Source organism: Pseudomonas extremorientalis (assembly GCF_024584605.1).
GTDB classification, from domain to species: domain Bacteria; phylum Pseudomonadota; class Gammaproteobacteria; order Pseudomonadales; family Pseudomonadaceae; genus Aquipseudomonas; species Aquipseudomonas extremorientalis.
The window spans coordinates 2,998,004-3,018,711 of the sequence record NZ_CP089519.1 but is presented as its reverse complement, the minus strand read 5'-3'; the positions used below and the strand labels follow the sequence as shown (position 1 = coordinate 3,018,711).

Here is a 20,708-nt window from a genome sequence, read left to right as displayed (position 1 = left end):
ATGCGCGGTATCAACCTCTCTGAACTGGCGGTCAAGCACCGTGCGGTCACGTTGTTCCTGATCATTGCGATCCTGGCCGCCGGGGTGTTCTCGTTTGGCAAGCTCGGTCGCGCCGAAGACCCGTCCTTCACCGTCAAGGTGATGACCATCACTGCCGCCTGGCCCGGCGCCACCGCCCAGGAAATGCAGGAGCAAGTGGCCGACCGCCTGGAAAAACGCCTGCAGGAACTGGACTACTACGACCGCGTCGAGACCATCGCCCAGCCGGGTTTCGTGTCGATGCGCATGACGTACAAGGAGTCCACGCGGCCCAGCGAAATCCAGGACCTGTTCTACCAGACCCGAAAAAAACTCAGCGATGAAGCCGCCAGACTGCCCAAGGGCGTGAGCGGGCCGTTCTTCAACGATGAATATTCCGATGTGTATTTTGCGCTGTACGCCCTGGAGGCCGAACACCTGCCCCATCGACAGCAGGTGCAGATGGCTGAGGAACTGCGCCAGGGTTTCCTCAACCTGCCAGGGGTGAAGAAGGTCAATATCCTCGGCGAGCAGGCGCAACGGGTGTTCGTGGAGTTTTCCTATGAGCGCCTGGCGACCCTGGGCATCAAGCCGGATCAGATTTTCTCGGCGTTGGCCGCGCAGAACGCCGTGGCGCCGTCGGGCTTTGTCGAGACCGCCGGCGCCCGTGCCTACATCCGTATCGACGGCGCGTTCGACAGCCTGTCACTGATCGAAAACGTGCCGCTGGAAGTCAACGGCCGCGTGCTGCGCATCGCCGATGTGGCCACCGTCAGCCGAGGTTATGAAGACCCGCCCAGCTACCGCATCCGCCACCAGGGCGACCCGGCGCTGATGCTCGGCGTGATCATGGAGAAACACTGGAACGGCCTGGAACTGGACAAGAGCCTCAAGGCCCAGGAAGCCAGAATCCAGGCCGACCTGCCGCTCGGGGTCAACTTCGCCAAAGTCTCCGACCAGGCGAAAAACATCAGCCTGGCGGTCAACGAGTTCATGCTCAAGTTCTTCGTTGCCCTCGCCGTGGTGATGGTCATTAGCCTGTTGGCCTTGGGCTTTCGTGTCGGCCTGGTGGTGGCCGCTGCGGTGCCGCTGACCTTGTCGGTGGTGTTTGTGATCATGCTGCTGACCGGGCGTGAATTCGACCGCATTACCCTGGGCGCGCTGATCATTTCCCTGGGGTTGTTGGTGGATGACGCGATCATCGCCATCGAGATGATGGTGGTGAAACTGGAGGAAGGTTTCGACCGCATCCACGCCGCCACCTTTGCCTGGAGCTCCACGGCGGCGCCGATGCTCACCGGCACGCTGGTGACGATCATCGGCTTTCTACCGGTGGGTTTTGCGCGCTCCGGCGCCGGGGAATATGCCGGCAATATCTTCTGGATCGTCGGTTTTGCGCTGATTTCATCCTGGCTGGTGGCGGTGGTGTTCACACCTTACCTGGGCGTGAAGCTGCTACCGCAGATCAAGCCGGTGCCCGGCGGGCATGACGCAATCTACGCCGGGCGCTACTACCAGAAACTGCGCACGCTGGTGGAGGCCTGTGTGCGCAGGCGCTGGCTGGTGACCGGGTTGGTGGTGGCGGCGTTTGTGCTGTGCGGGCTGGGCATGGGTGTGGTGAAGAAGCAGTTCTTTCCCAACTCCGACCGTTCCGAACTGATTCTTGAGGTGTACATGCCGCCGGGCAGCGCCTTTAAAAGTACCGAAGCGGTAGCCGCACAGTTGGAAAAAGCCCTGCTGCAAGAGCCGCAAACCACGATGGTCGACACCTATGTAGGCGGCGGTGCGCCACGCTTTTTCCTGTCGCTGAACCCTGAACTGCCGGACCCGGCGTTTGCCAAGCTGATCGTGCAGACCCCGGACTCCCATGCCCGCGATGCATTGAAACTGCGCATGCGCGAGCGGATTGCGGCCGGTGAGTTCCCGGCGGCGCGGGTACGCGTCACGCAGTTGCTGTTCGGCCCGCCTGTGCCGTTCCCGGTGGTGTTCCGTGTGTCCGGCCCGAATGTGGATGTGCTGCGTGGCGTGTCCGAAGCCGTGCGCAAAGTCGTCGCCGCCAACAAGTTGACCAAGGATGCCTTCCTCGATTGGGGCGAGCGCACCAGCGGCTATCGCCTGGTGCTGGATCAGGACCGCCTGCGTTTGCTGGGCTTCACCCCCAACGAAGTCAAATCCCAGCTCAACGCCCTGCTCAGCGGCAATCCCATCACCGAAGTGCGCGAAGGCAACCGTACCGTCTCCGTGGTCGCTCGCGCCCAGGGCAGCCAGCGCGAAGACCTCGGCAACCTCAACAACATGACCCTCACCAACAGCGCCGGCACCTCCGTGCCGCTGGCCCAGGTCGGGCATTTCCAGGCGGTGATGGAAGAACCGATCCTCAAGCGCCGCAACCGCGCGACCACCGTCGAAGTGCGCGCCGACATCATCGACGGCGTGCAACCGCCCGACGTGGAAATGGCCGTGTACAAAGACCTGCAGCCGCTGATTGCCACACTGCCCGCCGGTTACCAGATCGACATCGGCGGCCCGGTTGAAGAAAGCGCCAAGGCCAACGTCGCCCTGGCCGCGCTGTTCCCGATCATGATCCTGCTGACCCTCACGGTGATCATGTTCCAGGTGCGCTCGTTCGGCGTGATGTTTATGGTCTTCGCCACGGCGCCGCTGGGCTTGATCGGTGCGGTGCCGACCTTGCTGCTGTTCAACCAGCCGTTCGGGTTCAACGCAATCCTGGGCTTGATCGGGATTGGCGGGATACTGATGCGCAACACGCTGATCTTTACCGACCAGATTCGCCAGAACCAGGACCACGGCATGGCCATTCGCGAGGCGATCATTGAAGCCACCGTGCGGCGTGCACGGCCGGTGATCCTGACCGCGCTGGCGGCGGCGCTGGCGTTTATTCCGCTGACGTTGTCGGTGTTCTGGTCGTCCCTGGCCTATGTGCTGATCGGTGGGGTGCTGGTGGGCACCGTGTTGACGCTGTTGTTCTTGCCGGCGCTGTGCAGCCTGGTGCTGGGGCGGGAGAAGACGAGAGTTGTCGAAACGTCCCACGTAAGCGCCGGATAAGCTCTACTCCCCTCCCCTGAAAAGTTCCGCAAAGTCCCTCGCCTGACTACACAGTGCGAGGGATTGCAGATGGACTTTCTGGTTGTTGGAGCTGTTTCTTGAACCCGGCCATTGGCAGGCTGGCCCTGACCCCAATGGATGTGAAGACGGTCGATATCGAGCGCGTCTTTCGCGATTTCCGGGAATGCCTGAATACCTTTGACGCGTGGGCTTCAAGCTTTTGGAGCGTTTCGGCGCTGGATGTCGAGCAAGTCTTCAAGGTCGGGGATGAAGTGGCGCTGGTCGCGCCGATCAACCGTTCTCTTTACCCAAGCACCACCGTTGCGACTTGCCAGGCCAACGGCAAGCTGACCCTGGTGCACCTGTTCCAAAGCACGCGATTTGTACCCATCGGCAACACGCCGGTGATGGTGCAGCGTGTCGACCCCAACGGCGGCCCACTGGGCGAGCCGATCCACAAGACCATCGGCCCGAGCGGCATCCTCGAAATCGACCAGTGTGAGCGCGACCAGCAATACCGGGTCAGCTTCTATCCCAACGTTTCCGAGGATCACCTCAAGGCGCTGTATGCGTCTTATCAATCGGTGATTGATGGGTTGGAAGTTCGCCTGCGCGAAGAGTGGAAAAACACCTTCGAAGCCCAGTGGAAAGACTACACAGACGCCAGCCCGCTTGATCAACGCAGGCTGCTGGAGAAGGCGTTTCTTCATGGCATGGGTAAGGCGTTCTACAGCCTTTGGGACAATTTCACACAACTGTACGACCTGCTGGCGGACCTCAAGAGCAACAGCCAGAAACTGCTGCAGTACGTCTCCCAGGCCGAACTGGATGAACTGTTGAAACTGGGCAAGGACACCATTGCCCAGGGCCTGCTTGTGCTCAGCGACGAGCCGCTGATGTTTATCTACCTGTCGGCGATCTGCAGTTGGATACGGATGTTGCCGCCGCAAGCGATGAGCGAGGTGATGGGGGAAATCACCGGCGACGTGTTGATCGCTTTGCTGTTGGTGAGGGTTGCGGGAGCCATGGGCGTGACCGTGCGCCTGGGTGCCCAGGTGATGAGTCACATCAAGCCTGGCCGGGCTCGCCAGTGGCTGGAGATGCTCGCGGACCAGTTGGTCGGGCCTCGGTTGGAGGCGCATGTCGAGGCGGCCAGGCCGTTGCTGCTGGGTAGCTCCGCGACGCCGATCCGGGTGATTCCGGATGCACCGTTGAAGGCCGGGGATCAGGTGGTTTCCAACGCGGTGCCGGTGGTGCGCAACAAGTCCCAGCGAACGGCGTTAGTTCAGCAAGAGCATGTGGATGACGTGCCGGCTGTTGCGAAGAATCCGGCTGGGGATGCGGCCGCATCTTCGGACAAAACCGCCACCAACGGCTGCCCGGTGTCGATGGTCACCGGCGAGGAACTCCTGACCCTCACCGATGGGACGCTGGACGGGATCTTGCCGTTTGAGTGGACGCGGTTGTATCGCACCAGTGCGGTTGAAGTGGATTGTGGGTTGGGGTTTGGCTGGAGTCATGCGCTGGCGCATCGGCTGAGTGTTTCCGGGGATTCGGTGCTTTGGACCGATCATGAAAACCGCTCCACCACCCTGCCCTTGCCGTCTACTTCTCGCCCCGCAATCACCAACAGTCTTGCCGAAGCCGCAATCTATCTGGGTTCGTCGCCTGATGAACTGGTGCTGGCCCAGGCGTCACGTTTCTACCACTTCCGCGACGGTGTGCTGACAGCGATCAGCGATGCGTATGACAACCGCCTGCGCATTTCCCGGGATTTTCTGGGGCGTATTGAGCGGGTGGATAACGGCGTCGGGCGCTCGCTGTTTTTGCGCTACGCGTCGGGCCGCATCGTGGCGGTGGATTACCAGATTCATCGCGTTATGGATGACGGTCCGTTTGTGTGGGTGACGGAGCAGACGGTTGTTTCCTACGCCTATGACGACTTGGGACGACTGGTTTCAGCGACCAACGCGGTCGGCGAAAGCGAGGTTTATCGCTACGACGAACAGCACGTCATCCTTGAACGTGGCTTGGCCGGTGGGGCGAGTTTCTTCTGGGAGTGGGAACGGCCTGGCAAGGCGGCGCGGTGCATTCGGCACTGGGCCAGTTTCTCGCAGATGGACACGCGTTATGCCTGGGATGACAACGGCCAGGTCACGGTGTTTAACGCCGATGGCAGCCAGGAAGTCTACGTGCATGACCAGCGGGCGCGGCTGGTGCAGCGGGTCGATCCGGATGGCGCCGAGCATTTCAACTCCTACGATGACAGAGGCCGGCTGACGGTTGAGCAGGACCCGCTCGGGGCGATCACGGCGTATCAGTACGACGAAGCCGGGCGCTTGGTGGCGGTGTTTCCGGGGGACGATGAGCCGACGACCTACGAGCATGATAACGGCTTCGTACGGGTTGTAAGGCGGGGTCAGGCGGTTTGGAAGTATGAGCGCAATGATCAGGGCGATGTAACGCGCAAGACCGATCCAGACGGTCACGTTACCGATTACACCTACAACAAATACGGACAGCTGATTGGGGTTTGGTACCCGGACCACAGCTGTCAGCGGCTGGTGTGGAACGAGCGTGGGCAGTTGCTTGAGGAGCAGTTGCCCAATGGTGGGATCAAGCGTTATCGCTATGACGATCTGGGGCGACAGATTGCGCGTGAGGATGAGCATGGCGCGCTGACCCAGTACCAGTGGAACGACGTTGGGCGGTTAGTCCAGGTCGTCTTGCCGAGCGGCGACACGCGTAAATATACCTACAACGCTTACGGAAAAATCACCGCCGAACGCGACGAACAGGGCCACGTCACCCACTACGAATACGCCGACGGCCTGCATCTGATCAGCCGACGCATCAATGCCGATGGCACCCAGGTCAAGTACCGCTACGACAACGCGCGGTTACTGCTGACCGAGATCGAAAACGAGGTGGGCGAGACCTACCGGCTCCAGTACCACAACAACGGCCTGATCCAGCAGGAAATCGGCTTTGACGGTCAGCGCACGGCGTACGTATACGACCTCAACGGCAACCTTCAGGAAAAGACCGAACACGGCGATGACGGCAGTCAGCTGGTTACCCGTTACCAGCGCGATCATGCCGGACGCCTGATCAGAAAAACCCTGCCCGATGGCAATACCGTCGATTACACCTACGACCGCCAGGGCAATCTCTTAGGCGTCGAAGACGGCCACTGGTCACTGGCCTACGAGTACGACAGCCAAAACCGCCTCACCGCCGAACACCAAGGCTGGGGCACCCTGCGCTACGGCTACGACGCCTGTGGTCACCTGCAAAACCTGCGCCTGCCGGACAACAACCGCCTCACCTTCACTCACGACAAAGGCGGCCACCTCGCCACCGTCGAACTGAATGGCGCAGTACTCACCTCACACCTGTTCAAGGCCGGTCGCGAACAGCAACGCCAACAAGGCCAACTGTTCAGCCACTACCAACATGACCACCAAGGCCGCCTGTTCAACCAGAGCATCGTTGATGCCGAAGGCCCGCTATACCGCCGCCACTACGACTACGACAAAACCGGCAACCTCACCCGCCTGCTCGACACTCGCAAAGGTGAACACCGCTACCACTACGACCCACTCAACCGCCTCACCCGCGCCGACCACTCGCAAGACGAACAGGAACGCTTCGGCCACGACCCGGCCGGCAACCTGCTCATGCACAACCGCCCCGGCCCCGACATCGTCGCCGGCAACCGCCTGATGATTCAGGGCGACCATCATTACGACTACGACGCCTTCGGCAACCTCATCCGCGAACGCCGCGGCAAGGGCCACGCACTCGTCACCGAATACCGCTACGACTGCCAGCACCGCCTGATCGGTATTAAAAAACCCAACGGCCAGACCGCCAGCTACCGCTACGACCCGTTTGGGCGGCGTATCAGCAAAACCATAGATGGGATTACTACCGAGTTTTTCTGGCAAGGCGACAAACTCATCGCCGAACACCACGCGGATCGGCATCGCAGCTATCTCTATGAACCAGACAGCTTCCGTCCGCTAGCCTTGCTGGAAGGCTTCGGCCCCAAGGAAACCAAGCCCTACCACTACCAACTCGACCACCTCGGCACGCCGCAGGAACTCACCGCCCCGGATGGCGAAATCGTCTGGTCCGCGCATTACCGTGCCTACGGCGAAATCACCCGCCTCGACATCGGAAAAGTCGACAACCCGTTGCGCTTCCAGGGTCAGTATTTCGATCAGGAAAGCGGACTGCACTACAACCGCCATCGCTACTACAATCCGGATGTTGGTCGTTACCTGACGCCGGATCCGGTGAAGCTGGCGGGTGGAATTAACACATACCAGTACGTGCCTAATCCCACGGGGTGGATTGATCCGCTGGGTTTAAACGGATGTCCAGGTGAAAGGGGATGTAAACCTTCATCTGGTTTTCAAGAACCTTCAGCACAAGCGTCAATTAAAAAATCAGAACCCGACCCACCAATTTCGAATAGAGATGAGGAATATCTTTTTCGTGGAGATAAAACACCTCCAAACGAGGTATTTAAAAACGGCTTCAAAAGCAAAGGCGATAGTGAAGATCTATATTTGCATGCTGTTGACAGTCATGACCCACCAAGCAACTTTATTAGTACATCGCCTCTCCGCACAGTGGGAATCACCTTTGCAACCAGCTATGGAGATAAAAAAGGTTATTTGTATACGATCAGGAGCATTGAGGGTCATGATATAAACCTAGAGCTAGGCAACCAGACGCCATATCCCAAAGAAAAAGAATTTGCCATTCACCACAAAATAAAAACAGAAGATATTATAGGTGCTACGCCAGTCAAAGCTGATGGAAGTTATGTAGGATATTCGATTCCAAATCCAAACAGGAAATAAAATGAAAACGCAAAAAATACCTGCCATCATTGACAATCAAAAAACAGAAGTAACTGTTAAATATGACACCTCAAAGCTAATTATGGTATTTTCAGAGGCTGATAACTTTAAAACGATTTACGAAGGTATAGACATGTATGTTTGCCTCGCAAAAATCAGGGCAGACTTCCCTCATATAACCTTCCTATGCAAAGGTGCAAAGATAAACGTTAAGCCTTCAAGAATGGCATCTCAAATGAGTGCAGGCCTTGTGGCATACGAAATGACTTTAGGCAGACAAGCATCTAACGAAGACCTTGTTCACTTATTCGACTATGAAGAAGAAAACCTTACAAGCAACCCACAAGAACAGATTGATTTCTTTAAAAAATGGCTAGAATCACTGCGTGCTCAAGACTATGAAAAATTTAACTAAGCCTTTTTTATATGACTCCCCCCTGAGTTCGTACTCTGTGGTGAGCAGGCTTGCCCTGCGTTGGGCCGCAAAGCGGCCCCAATCCAGGCGATAGATGTCTTCAGGTGAAACGGCATTGTCTGTTTTGGGGCTGCTACACAGCCCAACGCAGGGCAAGCCTGCTCACCACAAAAGGGTGTCAATCAGCAGAAAATCACCGCTTCGAAAGTTCCATAATCATCCGACTCAACAGATAAACCCGCGGCACCACACTCTCCACCTCCGCATACTCCTCCGGCGTATGAATATTCCCGCCAACAATCCCAAACCCATCCAACGTCGGCGTGCCTACCCCGGCTGACAAGCTGGCATCCGCCGCACCGCCACTGCCTTCAATCGTCAACGTCTTGCCCAACTCCCCATAAATCCCCTGGGCAATCGCCACCAGCTTGTCCGACTCCGGTGTCTGCGGCATCGGTGGCAGCCCGCGCTGCAGGCTGGTCTTCACTTCGGTCTCGGGGATCAGCTTGTTGGCCGACACCCGTGCCAGATCCTTCTCGATGCGATCAAACTCTTCCGGCAACGCCGCGCGCACATCCGCCTTGGCCATGGCCTGGTCGGGAATGACGTTGGTGCGGTCGCCGGCCTTGATCACGGTGAAGTTGATGGTGGTTTTCTTCTCAGCATCCCCCAGCTTGCCCAGTTGCAGGATCTGGTGCGCCGCTTCCATGGCGGCGTTACGGCCGAGTTCCGGGGCGACGCCGGCGTGGGCGGCTTTGCCTTTGACCTCGACCAAGGCGGTAGCGCTGCCTTTGCGCCACACCACCAGGCCATCGGCCGGGCGCCCGGGTTCGAGGTTGAGGGTGACGTCGTGGGCCTTGGCGGTTTGGCGGATCAGCTCGGAGGCGGCGTCGGAGCCGGTTTCTTCGCTGGCATCGAGCAGGAAGGTGATTTGCGCGTAGTCCATGAAGCCCTGGTCCTTGAGGACTTTGAGCGCGTAGATGCCGGCGACGATGCCGCCTTTGTCATCCATCACGCCGGGGCCATAGGCGCGGCCGTCCTTGATGTGGAACGGGCGCTCGGCGGCCGAGCCTTCCTTGAACACGGTGTCCATATGGGCCATCAACAGGATTCTGGCTTTGCCGGTGCCCTTTAGGGTGGCGACCACGTGGCTGTTGTTGGCGGCTTTGTCCGGCACCAGCTCGATGGAAAAGCCCAGCTGTTTCAGCTCATCCACGGCGATGTCGCGCACTTGGGTCAGGCCCGGTTCATAACCTGAGCCCGAGTCGATGTTTACCAGGCGCTCCAGCAGTTTCAGGGCGTCGGCCTTGTAGTGTTCGGATTGGGCCTGGATCTGTTTATGGGGCTCGGCGCTGTAGGCCGGCACAGCGAAGGACATGGCCAAGGTTGCGGCCAAGAGGGTACGGCGGAAGGTGAAGAGCATGAACCGATCCTTGTTTTTGTTGGAAGGTGCCGTGACACCCTACCCCACAGACTGATCGCAACCAACCCTCGCGCACCGCACCGCCACACCCAGCAGCAGAGCAGCCGTGATGCGTTGCATCAGAGGGCGTGAGCAAGTGCCCCCTCAACGAAGCCCTCGACCGCCTGCGCGGGCGCAACCTGCTCGCTTCCAGCCAAGGCCGTGGCTATTCACTAGAAATATTAGAAGTTTATTAGTACATAACCGTTTATCGGCTATGCAGCGGGATAAAACCTGTCGCACCAGCCTTTTTGCTTCGTCGTGTATCTCCTTATCGCCAGATACACTGGAATACAAAGGGTACAAGGCAAGGCCGGCGCCAGTGGCTAGACTGCGCCCCAACAAGCATTTAACGAGGAAGGCTGCATGGATCATGTCGATCACATCCTGATCGTCGATGACGACCGGGAAATCCGCGAACTGGTGGGCAACTACTTGAAAAAGAACGGCATGCGCACCACCGTGGTCGCCGACGGCCGCCAGATGCGCAGCTTCCTCGAGACCACCCCGGTGGACCTGATCGTGCTGGACATCATGATGCCCGGCGACGACGGTTTGCAGCTGTGCCGCGAGCTGCGGGTGGGCAAGCACAAAGCCACGCCGGTGTTGATGCTGACCGCACGCAACGATGAAACCGACCGCATCATCGGCCTGGAAATGGGCGCGGACGATTACCTGGTCAAACCGTTCGCCGCCCGTGAGCTGCTGGCGCGCATCAACGCGGTGCTGCGCCGCACGCGGATGCTGCCGCCGAACCTGGTGGTCAGCGAGACCGGGCGGCTGATCCGTTTCGGCCGTTGGCGCCTGGACACCACCGCCCGCCACCTGCTCGACGAAGACGACACCCTGGTCGCCCTGAGCGGCGCCGAATACCGCCTGCTGCGGGTGTTCCTCGATCACCCCCAGCGCGTGCTCAACCGCGACCAGTTGCTCAACCTGACCCAGGGCCGCGACGCCGACCTGTTCGACCGTTCCATCGACCTGCTGGTGAGCCGCCTGCGCCAACGCCTGCTGGACGACGCCCGCGAACCGGCCTACATCAAGACCGTGCGCAGCGAGGGCTACGTGTTCTCCCTGCCGGTGGAAATCCTCGAGGCCGAAAAATGACCTTAAGGTTTGGCTGGCCGCGTACCCTGGCGTCACAGTTGTCGCTGATCTTCCTGATCAGCCTGGTGTGCGCCCATGGCTTGTCCTTCAGCGCACAGTTCTATGAGCGCTACATCAGCGCGCGCACCGCCATGCTGGGCAACCTGGAAAACGACGTGGCCACCTCGGTGGCGATCCTCGACCGGCTGCCCGCCGACGAGCGCGCCAGCTGGCTGCCGCGCCTGGATCGGCAAAACTATCGCTACCTGCTCAACGCCGGCGAAACCGGCGAGCCGATGCGCAGCGACGACGTGCCCATGGCCGCCACCTCGATTGCCGATGCATTGGGTGAACACTACGCGCTGACCTTTCGCGACATCCCTGGGATGCAGAAGCACTTCCAGGCACACCTGACCCTGGCCGACGGCAACCCGATCACCCTCGACGTGCGCCCCTCCATGCTGCCCGTCGCGTACTGGCTGCCGGTGGTGCTGGTGCTGCAACTGGCGCTGCTGCTGGGCTGCACCTGGTTCGCCGTGCGCCTGGCCATCCGCCCGCTGACCCGCCTGGCGCGCGCCGTGGAGACCCTGGACCCTAACGCTCACCCCACGCCGCTGGACGAAACAGGCCCCACCGAAGTAGCCCATGCCGCGGTTGCGTTCAACGCCATGCAACAACGCATCGCCGAATACCTGAAGGAACGCATGCAGATCCTCGCGGCAATTTCCCATGACCTGCAAACCCCGATCACCCGCATGAAACTGCGCGCCGAATTCATGGAGGATTGTGCCGAACGCGACAAACTCTGGAGCGACCTCGGGGAAATGGAGCACCTGGTGCGCGAGGGGGTTGCCTACGCACGCAGCGTCCACGGCGCCACCGAAGCCAGCCACCGTATCAACCTCGACGCCTTCCTTGACAGCCTGGTGTTCGACTACCAGGACATGCACAAACAGGTGAGCCTCAGCGGCAAAAGCGCGGTAGTTCTCGACACCCGCCCTCACGCCCTGCGCCGGGTGCTGGTGAACCTGGTGGACAACGCCCTCAAGTTCGCCGGCGCCGCGCAGCTGGAGGTCGGTTCGACCGCCGATGGCGAGCTGTCGATCAAGGTACTCGACAACGGCCCGGGCATTGCCGAGGACGAACTGGTGCAGGTGATGCAGCCGTTCTACCGCGTGGAAAGCTCACGCAACCGCGGCACCGGCGGCACCGGCCTGGGGCTGGCGATTGCCCAGCAACTGGTGGTGGCGATCGGGGGCTCGTTAACGTTGAGCAACCGGCCGGAAGGTGGGTTGTGCGCGCAGATCAAGATCAGCCTTTAAAGCAGGCCAACGTGATTCCTGCACGTTGACCAGTCTTGTTACACACCATATAGTGTGCCCACAAACAGAATAGACCACTACATAGTGTGCAGCCTCGGTATTTATCGACCACACTATGCGCAGTATTTCAATGCCTGAAGCCTGCAAAAACACTTATTTTTCGAATACCAGGAAGGAGCATTTCCATGCTGAGTTGGGATGAAGTCGACAACGAAGACACCGGTGCAGCGGTGATCAAGGGCGCCAATGCCGGCCACGCCAGCGAAGCCAACATGGACCGCCTCGACGGTGCCGGCGCTGCCGCGGCCATCGAAGCCCGCGCCGTCACCGCAAGTGACTCCGCCGCCATCATCCGCGCCAAGGCTGCGCTGGACAAACTCGACGTCGCCGAAGGCCTCGCCGAACTCGAAGGCGCCTCCGCCCGCGTCGCCGTTGACGAAAAGCGCATGATCAACTGCCGCGCCGACCTCAACCAACTCGTGCCGTTCAAGTACGACTGGGCCTGGCAGAAGTACCTCGACGGCTGCGCCAACCACTGGATGCCGCAAGAGGTCAACATGACCGCCGACATCGCCCTGTGGAAAAACCCCGAAGGCCTGACCGACGACGAACGCCGCATCGTCATGCGCAACCTCGGCTTCTTCTCCACCGCCGACTCCCTGGTGGCCAACAACCTGGTGCTGGCCGTGTACCGCCTGATCACCAACCCGGAGTGCCGCCAGTACATCCTGCGCCAGGCCTTCGAAGAAGCGATCCACACCCACGCCTACCAGTACTGCATCGAATCGCTGGCCATGGATGAAGGCGAGATCTTCAACATGTACCACGAGATCCCATCGGTCGCCAAAAAGGCCGCCTGGGGCCTGAAGTACACCCGCTCGATCTCCGATCCGAAGTTCGAAACCGGCACCGTCGAAACCGACAAAGAGCTGCTGCGCAACCTGGTCGCCTACTACTGCGTCCTGGAAGGCATCTTCTTCTACTGCGGCTTCACCCAGATCCTGTCCATGGGCCGTCGCAACAAAATGACCGGCGTCGCCGAGCAGTTCCAGTACATCCTGCGTGACGAGTCGATGCACCTGAACTTCGGTATCGATGTGATCAACCAGATCAAAATCGAAAACCCGCATTTGTGGGATGCCGAGATGAAGGAAGAAGCGACCCAGATGATCCTGCAGGGGACGCAGCTGGAGATTGAATACGCTCGTGACACCATGCCTCGCGGTGTATTGGGCATGAACGCAGCGATGATGGAGGATTACCTCAAGTTCATTGCTAACCGTCGTCTGTCGCAGATTGGGTTGAAGGAAGAGTACCCAGGTACCACCAACCCATTCCCGTGGATGAGCGAGATCATGGACTTGAAGAAAGAGAAAAACTTCTTCGAGACCCGTGTGATCGAGTACCAGACTGGCGGCGCGCTGAGCTGGGACTGACTCCACATGTGGGAGGGGGCTTGCCCCCGATGACGTTCGTTCAGCTCAAGCTTCAGTGACTGATGCACCGCAATCGGGGGCAAGCCCCCTCCCACATGGGTTGCGGTGCGCGATAAATCTTTGCAAATTGCCTCTTATGCCCAATCAAACCATCAAGACCCCTTGCGTCGGCCTGTGCTCCACCGTCTACGGAGACCTGGTCTGCCGCGGCTGCAAACGCTATCACCACGAAGTGATCCAGTGGAACGGCTACAACGCCGAGGAAAAACAGGCGGTGTGGCTGCGCCTGGAGCAACTGCTGGTGCAGGTAATGGCCAGCAAGCTGCAGGTGTTCGACGCGCACCTGCTGCGCCAGCAACTGGAGAATCGCAAGATCCGCTTTGTGCCGCACCAATCGCCCTATTGCTGGGCGTATCAGCTGATTGCGCGGGGGGCTAGAGTGATTTCCAGACTGGAGGCGTATGGGTTGGGGTTGCTGCCGGAGTTTCGCGAGCGCAGCCTGGCGGATCTGCGCGATGCGATTGACCGGGAGTTTTTCCTGTTGTCCGAGGCGCATTACGAGCGGTATATCGCGCCGGGGTTTATCAGGGAAGCTTTTGGGCCTCCACTGATAGCCAGCTTTTAACTCAGCCGTTCCAGGCGGCTCCGCGCTCAGTCTGCACGTTGTAACGCTCGATAGCCTCCTGGCACACCCGCGCTTGCAGATGCCCCTGCTCCACCAACGCCGTCAACGCTGCCAGCACGAGATGATGGCGATCCACCTCAAAGAAATCGCGCAACGCCGCCCGTGTATCACTGCGCCCGAATCCGTCAGTACCGAGCACGGTGTAGCTGGAATCCAGATACGAACCGATCATCTGCGGCACAGCCCGCACGTAGTCGGACACAGCCACCACCGGCGCGCCCTTGGGCAAGCATTCAGCCAAGTGGCTGACACGCGCCGTCTGCTGCGGATGCAAGCGATTCCAGCGTTCCACCTCCCGCGCTTCCCGCGCCAGTTCGCTGAAACTGGTCACGCTGAACACCTCGCTCGCCACCTGCCAATCCTCCGCCAGCAACTGCGCCGCCGCTTGCGCCTCGCGCACCAGCGTGCCGGAACCCAACAGGCGCACCCTGGCATCGACCGTACCTTGCAAGCGATACATGCCCTTGATGATCGCCGTTTCCACGCCTTCCGGGAGGCTCGCCTGCGGGTAGTTTTCGTTCATCAGGGTCACGTAGTAGAACTCGTCCACATCGTGCTCCAGCATCTGGCGCATACCGTGGTCGAGGATCACCGCGAATTCACCGGCAAACGCCGGGTCGTAGGCGCGGCAGTTGGGCACGGTGGCCGCCGTGAGGTGGCTGCTGCCATCCTGGTGCTGCAAGCCTTCGCCACCGAGGGTGGTGCGCCCGGCCGTGGCGCCGAGCAGGAAGCCACGGGCGCGCTGGTCGGCCGCGGCCCAGATCAGGTCGCCGACGCGCTGGAAGCCGAACATCGAGTAATAGATGTAGAACGGCAACATGCGCAGGCCGTGGACTGAATAACTGGTGGCCGCCGCAACCCAGGAGCTGATGGCGCTGGCTTCGCTGATGCCCTCCTCCAGGATCTGCCCATCGGTGGCTTCGCGGTAGCTGAGGATCGAGCCGATGTCTTCCGGCTCGTAGCGCTGGCCGACGCTGGAATAGATGCCGATCTGCTTGAACAGGTTGGCCATGCCGAAGGTGCGCGCTTCATCGGCGACGATGGGCACGATGCGCGGGCCCAGGGCTTTGTCCTTGAGCAGGTTGGTGAGCATGCGCACGAATGCCATAGTGGTGGACATTTCCTTGCCGTCGGCGGCCGTGGCAAAACCGGCGTAGCCCGATACCGCCGGCACGGCGACAGGCGCGGCGGCCTGGCTGCGACTGGGCACGTAGCCGCCCAACGCATTGCGCCGCTGGTGCAGGTAGCGCAGTTCGACGCTGTCGTCTGCCGGTTTGAAGAAGCTCAGGGACTCGGTCTGCTCATCGGTCAGCGGCAACTGGAAGCGATTGCGGAAGGCGATCAGCGCATTGCGGTCGAGTTTCTTCTGCTGGTGGGTGGTCATCTTGCCCTGCCCGGCTTCGCCCATGCCGAAGCCCTTTTTGGTCTGGGCCAGGATCACCGTGGGCCTACCCTTGACCCGCCGCGCCGCGTGGTAGGCCGCGTGAATCTTGACCATGTCGTGGCCGCCACGCTTGAGGCGGTCGATCTGTTCGTCGCTCAGGCCCTCGACCAGCCGGGCCAGGGATTCACTCTGGCCAAAGAAGTGTTCGCGGTTGTAGGCGCCGTCCTTGGCGGCAAAGGTCTGGAATTGGCCGTCAACCGTATTGGACAAGGTGTTGACCAGCGAACCGTCGGCATCCTTGGCCAACAACGCATCCCAGTCCGAGCCCCACACCAGTTTGATCACGTTCCAACCGGCGCCGGCAAACAAGGCTTCCAGTTCATCGATGATGCGCCCGTTGCCGCGCACCGGGCCGTCAAGGCGTTGCAGGTTGCAGTTGACCACCCAGGTGAGGTTGTCCAGGCCTTCGCGGGCGGCCAGGGTCAAGGCGGACATGCTTTCCGGCTCGTCCATCTCGCCGTCGCCGAACACACCCCACACGTGGCGGTCAGTGGCGTCCAGCAAGCCGCGATGCTGCAAGTAGCGCATGAAGCGCGCCTGGAAAATCGAACTGATGGGGCCGATCCCCATGGAACCGGTAGGGAACTGCCAGAAATCCGGCATCAGCCAGGGGTGGGGATAGCTGGACAGGCCGCGTGCGCCTCCCTTTGGCCCGCCGATCTCCTGGCGATAGTGGGCCAGGTCGGCTTCACTCAAGCGGCCTTCAAGGAACGCCCGCGCATAAATGCCAGGCGCGGAATGCGGCTGATAGAACACCAGGTCACCGCCAAAGCTGTCGCTGCGGGCACGGAAGAAATGGTTGAAACCCACCTCGAACAAGTCTGCCGCGCTGGCGTAACTGGCGATATGCCCGCCGAGTTCGCCATAGGCCTGGTTGGCGCGCACCACCATGGCCAGGGCGTTCCAGCGCACCAGTGAAGCCAGGCGTTCTTCGGTGGCGAGGTCGCCCGGAAACGCCGGCTGCTGCTCGACGCTGATGCTATTGATGTAGGGCGTGCCGTGGCGCGGTTTCCAGTCAATGTGCGGGGCACTGGCATCCTGGGCCAGCACATCGAGGATCTGGCGCGCCCGTGCCGGGCCGGCGTTCGCCGCCAGTGAAGCGAGGGCTTCGCGCCATTCATCCAGTTCTTGCTGGTCAATCACCGCTGTCGTGAAACCGTTCATGGACACCTCCAGGCTTTTTTTCCAGTTTATGTCGGCACCGAAGGATTTTTTGCCTGTTCTCAAGCGCTGATTTCAGCATATTGAGCATGAATCACTGCCAACTCACTTTTTTGCAGCACGTTGTGCTCAAGCCACCCGCAACCCTGCAACTGTGTTTAAAATGCCGCCCGCTCAATCAATGACGTTTAACGATGAACCCAGAAGCACTCGCCACCCTGCACGCTCATTTGCTCGCTGCCCTGCAGACTCCGCCGAGCGAAACCCGCCGCCTGTTCCACGGCCGTGGTCGTTGCTGGCCGGGCCTGGAGCAACTGACGGTGGACTGGTTGCAAGGCGTATTGCTGGTGTCGTTGTTCAAGGAGCCCGACGCGGCACAACTGGACGCCCTGAAACAGCTGCTGCACGGCCAGTTCGGCCGTTATACCGTGGCCCTGCAACACCGCTACCTGCCGCAAAGCACCACCGAATGGCTGGTAGGCGAGCCCGTCGAAGAGCAGATCATCGTCGAAGGCGGCCTGCGCTACCTGATCGACCTGGGCAAGAAACAGAATAGCGGGCTGTTCCTCGACATGCGTCATGGCCGCAACTGGGTGCGCGAACAGGCCAGGGGCATGCGTGTGCTCAACCTGTTTGCCTACACCTGCGGGTTTTCCGTGGCGGCCATCGAAGGCGGCGCCGAGCATGTGGTGAACCTGGACATGGCCCGCGGCGCCTTGAGCCGTGGCCGCGACAACCATCGTCTCAACGGTCATGACCTGAGCAAGGTAAGTTTCCTGGGCCATGACCTGTTCAAGTCCTGGGCCAAGGTTACCAACGGCGGCCCCTACGACCTGGTGATCATCGACCCGCCCTCGTTCCAGAAAGGCAGCTTTCTGCTGACCAAGGACTACCAACGCGTGCTGCGCCGGCTGCCGGATTTACTCACGCCACAGGGCACGGTGCTGGCCTGCATGAACGACCCGGCCTTCGGCGAAGACTTCCTGATCGACGGCGTGACCCGCGAAGCGCCGGGCCTGCACTTTGTGGAGCGCCTGGCAAACCCGCCGGAGTTTCCGGATATCGACCCGCAAAGTGGCTTGAAGGCACTGGTGTTCCGCCAGGGTTGATGCCGAAATGTCTTACGCTTGCTACGCTAAGTGATACACCGGGGTGGTGAACCTTCTTACCCCCTTCCCGGTCGATACCTGCATTCCCCGGCCAGACTCGACGGCGTCACGTTGTCGGCTGCCCCGTTTCACCTTTTGGAGAACCGCCCGTGATATCGACCCTGCATGTAGCCAGACTCAAAGCCTGGGGCGCCCACGGCTTTACCGCCACCGGTGTGGTATTGGCCTTCCTGGCCACCCTGGCGCTGCTGGAAAACTCGCCGAAGGCCTGCCTGCTGTGGCTTGGCCTGGCATTGGTGGTGGACGGGGTCGATGGCTCGCTCGCGCGCCGGGTGAATGTCAGCACGGTATTGCCAAGCTTTGACGGCTCGGTGCTGGACCTGGTGATCGATTACCTCACCTATGTGTTCATTCCCGCACTGTTTATCTACCGCTATATCGACCTGCCGGACTTTACCCACCTGTTCACGGTGTCGGTGATCCTGGTGTCGTCGCTGTTCTGCTTCTGCAACGTCAATATGAAGAGCAAGGACAACTACTTCGTCGGCTTCCCCGCCGCCTGGAACGTGGTGGCGCTGTGCGTGTATATCATCCAGCCGGAAGCCTGGGTCACCTTGCTCACCGTGATTGGCCTGGCCCTGCTGACCGTGACGCCGATGAAGTTCCTGCACCCGTTCCGGGTGAAACGGTTCATGCCGATCAATATCGCGGTGACCACGATCTGGTTGCTGTGCAGCTTCTTGATGGTGGTGGATTACCCGAATACCAACCCGTGGACGTTTGGGTTGTGGTCGGTGATGTCGGCGTATTTCCTCGGGATTTGTATCTGGCGTACGGCGTTGGAGTGGATCGAAACACATCGATCGTAAGTCGACGCAGTAACAATGTGGGAGGGGGCTTGCCCCCGATAGCGGTGGATCAGCTACAGATGAGTTAGCTGGAACACCGCAATCGGGGGCAAGCCCCCTCCCACATTTGGATTTGCAGACTCCCCGCGAGTAAGATGGCGGCCTTTCGCATAGCGCCCTGCCAAGAATAAGCCCTGCCCATGCCCTTCGAACTCAGCGTAGACCTCACCACCCTCGCCATCCTGGCGGTGGTTGCCTTTATCGCCGGTTTTATCGACGCCATTGCCGGTGGCGGCGGCCTGCTGACCACACCCGCCCTGCTCACCGCCGGCATGCCACCGCATTTGGTATTGGGCACCAACAAGCTCAGTTCCACCTTCGGCTCGGCCACCGCCAGTTTCACCTTCTATCGCCGCAAACTGTTCCACCCGCGCCAGTGGGTGCACGCCATCGTCGGTACGCTGATCGGCGCACTAACCGGCGCCGTGGTCGCCCATTACTTGCCGGCCGAAACCCTGAACAAGATGCTGCCAGTGATTGTGTTCGCCTGTGGTGTGTACCTGCTGTTCGGCGGCACGCCCAAGGCGCCGCTGGATGCCGACGCGCCGATCAAGAAGAAATGGCAAGCCACCCAGGGCTTCGGCCTGGGCTTCTACGATGGCGTGGCGGGCCCGGGCACCGGGGCGTTCTGGACGGTGAGCACGATGCTGTTGCACCCCATCGACCTGGTCAAGGCCAGCGGCGTGGCGCGCAGCATGAACTTCGTCAGCAACGCAGCGGCGCTGACGGTGTTCATCGTCAATGGTTCGGTGGACTGGATCGTCGGCCTGGCCATGGGCGTTTCGGTGATGTGTGGCGCGTTCTTTGGCGCACGCAGCGCGATCAGCGGCGGCGCCAAATTCATTCGCCCGGTGTTTATCACCGTGGTCCTCGGCCTGACAGTGCGCCTAGCCTGGCAACACTGGTTCAGCGTGGCCTAGTCGTCGGGCCAGGTACAGGTCGATCAGGTAACGCGCAATCGAGCGTGACGCCGGCAATGGCGGCAGGTCATGGATGTTGAACCACTGCGCGTCCTCGATCTCATCGGCCTGGGGCACGATGTCGCCACCGGCGTATTCGGCATGGAAGCCCAGCATCATCGAGTGCGGGAACGGCCAGCACTGGCTGCCCATGTACTGGATGTTCTTGACCTCCACCTGCACCTCTTCGCGGACCTCGCGGACCAGGCAGTCTTCGGCCGACTCACCCGGCTCGGCAAACCCCGCCAGGGTGCTGTAGACCCCCGTGACAAAGCGTGGCGAACGCGCCAGCAGAATCTCGTCGCCACGGGTCACCAGCACGATCATGCTCGGCGAAATCCGCGGGTAGCTACGCAGGTCGCAGGCCTGGCAGTACATCGCGCGTTCCCGTGGCACCTGGACCATGGCCTGGCCGCAACTGCCACAGAACCGGTGCTCCCGTGCCCAGGTACCGATCTGCGCCGCATAGCCCAGCACTTTGTACAAGGTGTGATCGCCTTGCAGCATGAAGCCGCGCAGGCCCTGCCAACTGCAGCCCGGCACTTCAGCCGCCGAGTCGAGTTCCAGCAGGTACACCGGCTCGCCATCGAGGTGGCCGATGCCATGCTCGGCGAACACCGACAGGTCCTGGCGCTTGAGCCATTCCCTCGGGAACAGCGGGCCATTGGTGTCGTGCAAAAAGCCGTCGCGGCTGCGGGCGACGGCCCAGCCGCCAGGGGCGTCGTTGTCCAGCAGCGTTGTGGTAATCCAGCCTGGGGTCATG

Annotated in this window: 13 protein-coding genes; 10 read left to right on the top strand and 3 right to left on the bottom strand. The window is 60.6% G+C overall.

Annotated elements, in window-relative coordinates:
* The 3 genes from LUU92_RS13365 to LUU92_RS13355 all read left to right on the top strand — a co-directional run bounded on the left by LUU92_RS13365 (position 1) and on the right by LUU92_RS13355 (position 8,373).
* Positions 1 to 3,084, top strand: coding sequence for an efflux RND transporter permease subunit (locus LUU92_RS13365; protein WP_071489553.1), 3,084 nt, complete (start codon positions 1 to 3; stop codon positions 3,082 to 3,084).
* A 134-nt stretch (positions 3,085 to 3,218) separates the two neighbouring features.
* Positions 3,219 to 7,958, top strand: coding sequence for an RHS repeat-associated core domain-containing protein (locus tag LUU92_RS13360; protein ID WP_257103851.1), 4,740 nt, complete (start codon positions 3,219 to 3,221; stop codon positions 7,956 to 7,958).
* A 1-nt stretch (position 7,959) separates the two neighbouring features.
* Complete coding sequence (locus LUU92_RS13355; RefSeq protein ID WP_071490718.1) at positions 7,960 to 8,373, top strand: hypothetical protein; 414 nt, start codon at positions 7,960 to 7,962, stop codon at positions 8,371 to 8,373.
* Between the two features lie 193 nt (positions 8,374 to 8,566).
* Here LUU92_RS13355 and LUU92_RS13350 read toward each other — a convergent pair whose 3' ends face one another.
* On the bottom strand, positions 8,567 to 9,796 hold the full coding sequence (locus LUU92_RS13350) for a M20/M25/M40 family metallo-hydrolase (protein WP_257103773.1): 1,230 nt from the start codon (positions 9,794 to 9,796) through the stop codon (positions 8,567 to 8,569).
* Positions 9,797 to 10,201: 405 nt separating this feature from the next.
* On the opposite strand from LUU92_RS13350, the gene LUU92_RS13340 reads away from it, so the two are divergent.
* From LUU92_RS13340 to LUU92_RS13325, 4 genes are all read left to right on the top strand, one after another.
* Positions 10,202 to 10,942, top strand: coding sequence for a response regulator (locus LUU92_RS13340; protein ID WP_071490716.1), 741 nt, complete (start codon positions 10,202 to 10,204; stop codon positions 10,940 to 10,942).
* Entirely contained in the window at positions 10,939 to 12,243 is a 1,305-nt protein-coding gene (locus LUU92_RS13335; protein ID WP_071490715.1) for an ATP-binding protein, read from the top strand. The genes LUU92_RS13340 and LUU92_RS13335 overlap by 4 nt, the downstream gene beginning before the upstream one ends.
* Before the next feature lie 185 nt (positions 12,244 to 12,428).
* Complete coding sequence (locus tag LUU92_RS13330) at positions 12,429 to 13,679, top strand: ribonucleotide-diphosphate reductase subunit beta (protein ID WP_257103772.1); 1,251 nt, start codon at positions 12,429 to 12,431, stop codon at positions 13,677 to 13,679.
* Between the two features lie 136 nt (positions 13,680 to 13,815).
* Positions 13,816 to 14,304, top strand: a complete 489-nt coding sequence (locus LUU92_RS13325) for a DUF1289 domain-containing protein (protein WP_071490562.1) — start codon at positions 13,816 to 13,818, stop codon at positions 14,302 to 14,304.
* A gap of 1 nt (position 14,305) precedes the next feature.
* Here the strand turns inward: LUU92_RS13325 and mdeB are convergent, their stop codons facing one another.
* A complete protein-coding gene (mdeB, locus tag LUU92_RS13320) occupies positions 14,306 to 16,972 on the bottom strand; it encodes an alpha-ketoglutarate dehydrogenase (RefSeq protein WP_257103771.1) in 2,667 nt (888 codons plus the stop codon).
* Positions 16,973 to 17,163: 191 nt separating this feature from the next.
* On the opposite strand from mdeB, the gene LUU92_RS13315 reads away from it, so the two are divergent.
* From LUU92_RS13315 to LUU92_RS13305, 3 genes are all read left to right on the top strand, one after another.
* Positions 17,164 to 18,078, top strand: a complete 915-nt coding sequence (locus LUU92_RS13315) for a class I SAM-dependent methyltransferase (RefSeq protein ID WP_257103770.1) — start codon at positions 17,164 to 17,166, stop codon at positions 18,076 to 18,078.
* 149 nt (positions 18,079 to 18,227) lie between these two features.
* Positions 18,228 to 18,947 carry a phosphatidylcholine synthase gene (gene pcsA / locus LUU92_RS13310; RefSeq protein ID WP_058427603.1) on the top strand — a complete coding sequence of 240 codons (720 nt, stop codon included), beginning with the start codon at positions 18,228 to 18,230 and terminating at the stop codon, positions 18,945 to 18,947.
* Between the two features lie 179 nt (positions 18,948 to 19,126).
* On the top strand, positions 19,127 to 19,906 hold the full coding sequence (locus LUU92_RS13305; protein ID WP_071490565.1) for a TSUP family transporter: 780 nt from the start codon (positions 19,127 to 19,129) through the stop codon (positions 19,904 to 19,906).
* On the opposite strand, the gene nudC is transcribed toward LUU92_RS13305, so the two are convergent.
* A complete protein-coding gene (gene nudC, locus LUU92_RS13300) occupies positions 19,874 to 20,707 on the bottom strand; it encodes an NAD(+) diphosphatase (protein WP_071490566.1) in 834 nt (277 codons plus the stop codon). The genes LUU92_RS13305 and nudC overlap by 33 nt on opposite strands.
* Between the last annotated feature and the right edge of the window lies 1 nt (position 20,708).

Excerpts from the sequence above, each read along its gene's own strand:
- LUU92_RS13365 (WP_071489553.1), top strand. The coding sequence starts at position 1 with ATGCGCGGTATCAACCTCTCTGAACTGGCGGTCAAGCACCGTGCGGTC.
- LUU92_RS13360 (WP_257103851.1), top strand. The coding sequence starts at position 3,219 with ATGGATGTGAAGACGGTCGATATCGAGCGCGTCTTTCGCGATTTCCGG.
- LUU92_RS13355 (WP_071490718.1), top strand. The coding sequence starts at position 7,960 with ATGAAAACGCAAAAAATACCTGCCATCATTGACAATCAAAAAACAGAA.
- LUU92_RS13350 (WP_257103773.1), bottom strand. The coding sequence starts at position 9,796 with ATGCTCTTCACCTTCCGCCGTACCCTCTTGGCCGCAACCTTGGCCATG.
- LUU92_RS13340 (WP_071490716.1), top strand. The coding sequence starts at position 10,202 with ATGGATCATGTCGATCACATCCTGATCGTCGATGACGACCGGGAAATC.
- LUU92_RS13335 (WP_071490715.1), top strand. The coding sequence starts at position 10,939 with ATGACCTTAAGGTTTGGCTGGCCGCGTACCCTGGCGTCACAGTTGTCG.
- LUU92_RS13330 (WP_257103772.1), top strand. The coding sequence starts at position 12,429 with ATGCTGAGTTGGGATGAAGTCGACAACGAAGACACCGGTGCAGCGGTG.
- LUU92_RS13325 (WP_071490562.1), top strand. The coding sequence starts at position 13,816 with ATGCCCAATCAAACCATCAAGACCCCTTGCGTCGGCCTGTGCTCCACC.
- mdeB (WP_257103771.1), bottom strand. The coding sequence starts at position 16,972 with ATGAACGGTTTCACGACAGCGGTGATTGACCAGCAAGAACTGGATGAA.
- LUU92_RS13315 (WP_257103770.1), top strand. The coding sequence starts at position 17,164 with ATGAACCCAGAAGCACTCGCCACCCTGCACGCTCATTTGCTCGCTGCC.
- LUU92_RS13305 (WP_071490565.1), top strand. The coding sequence starts at position 19,127 with ATGCCCTTCGAACTCAGCGTAGACCTCACCACCCTCGCCATCCTGGCG.
- nudC (WP_071490566.1), bottom strand. The coding sequence starts at position 20,707 with ATGACCCCAGGCTGGATTACCACAACGCTGCTGGACAACGACGCCCCT.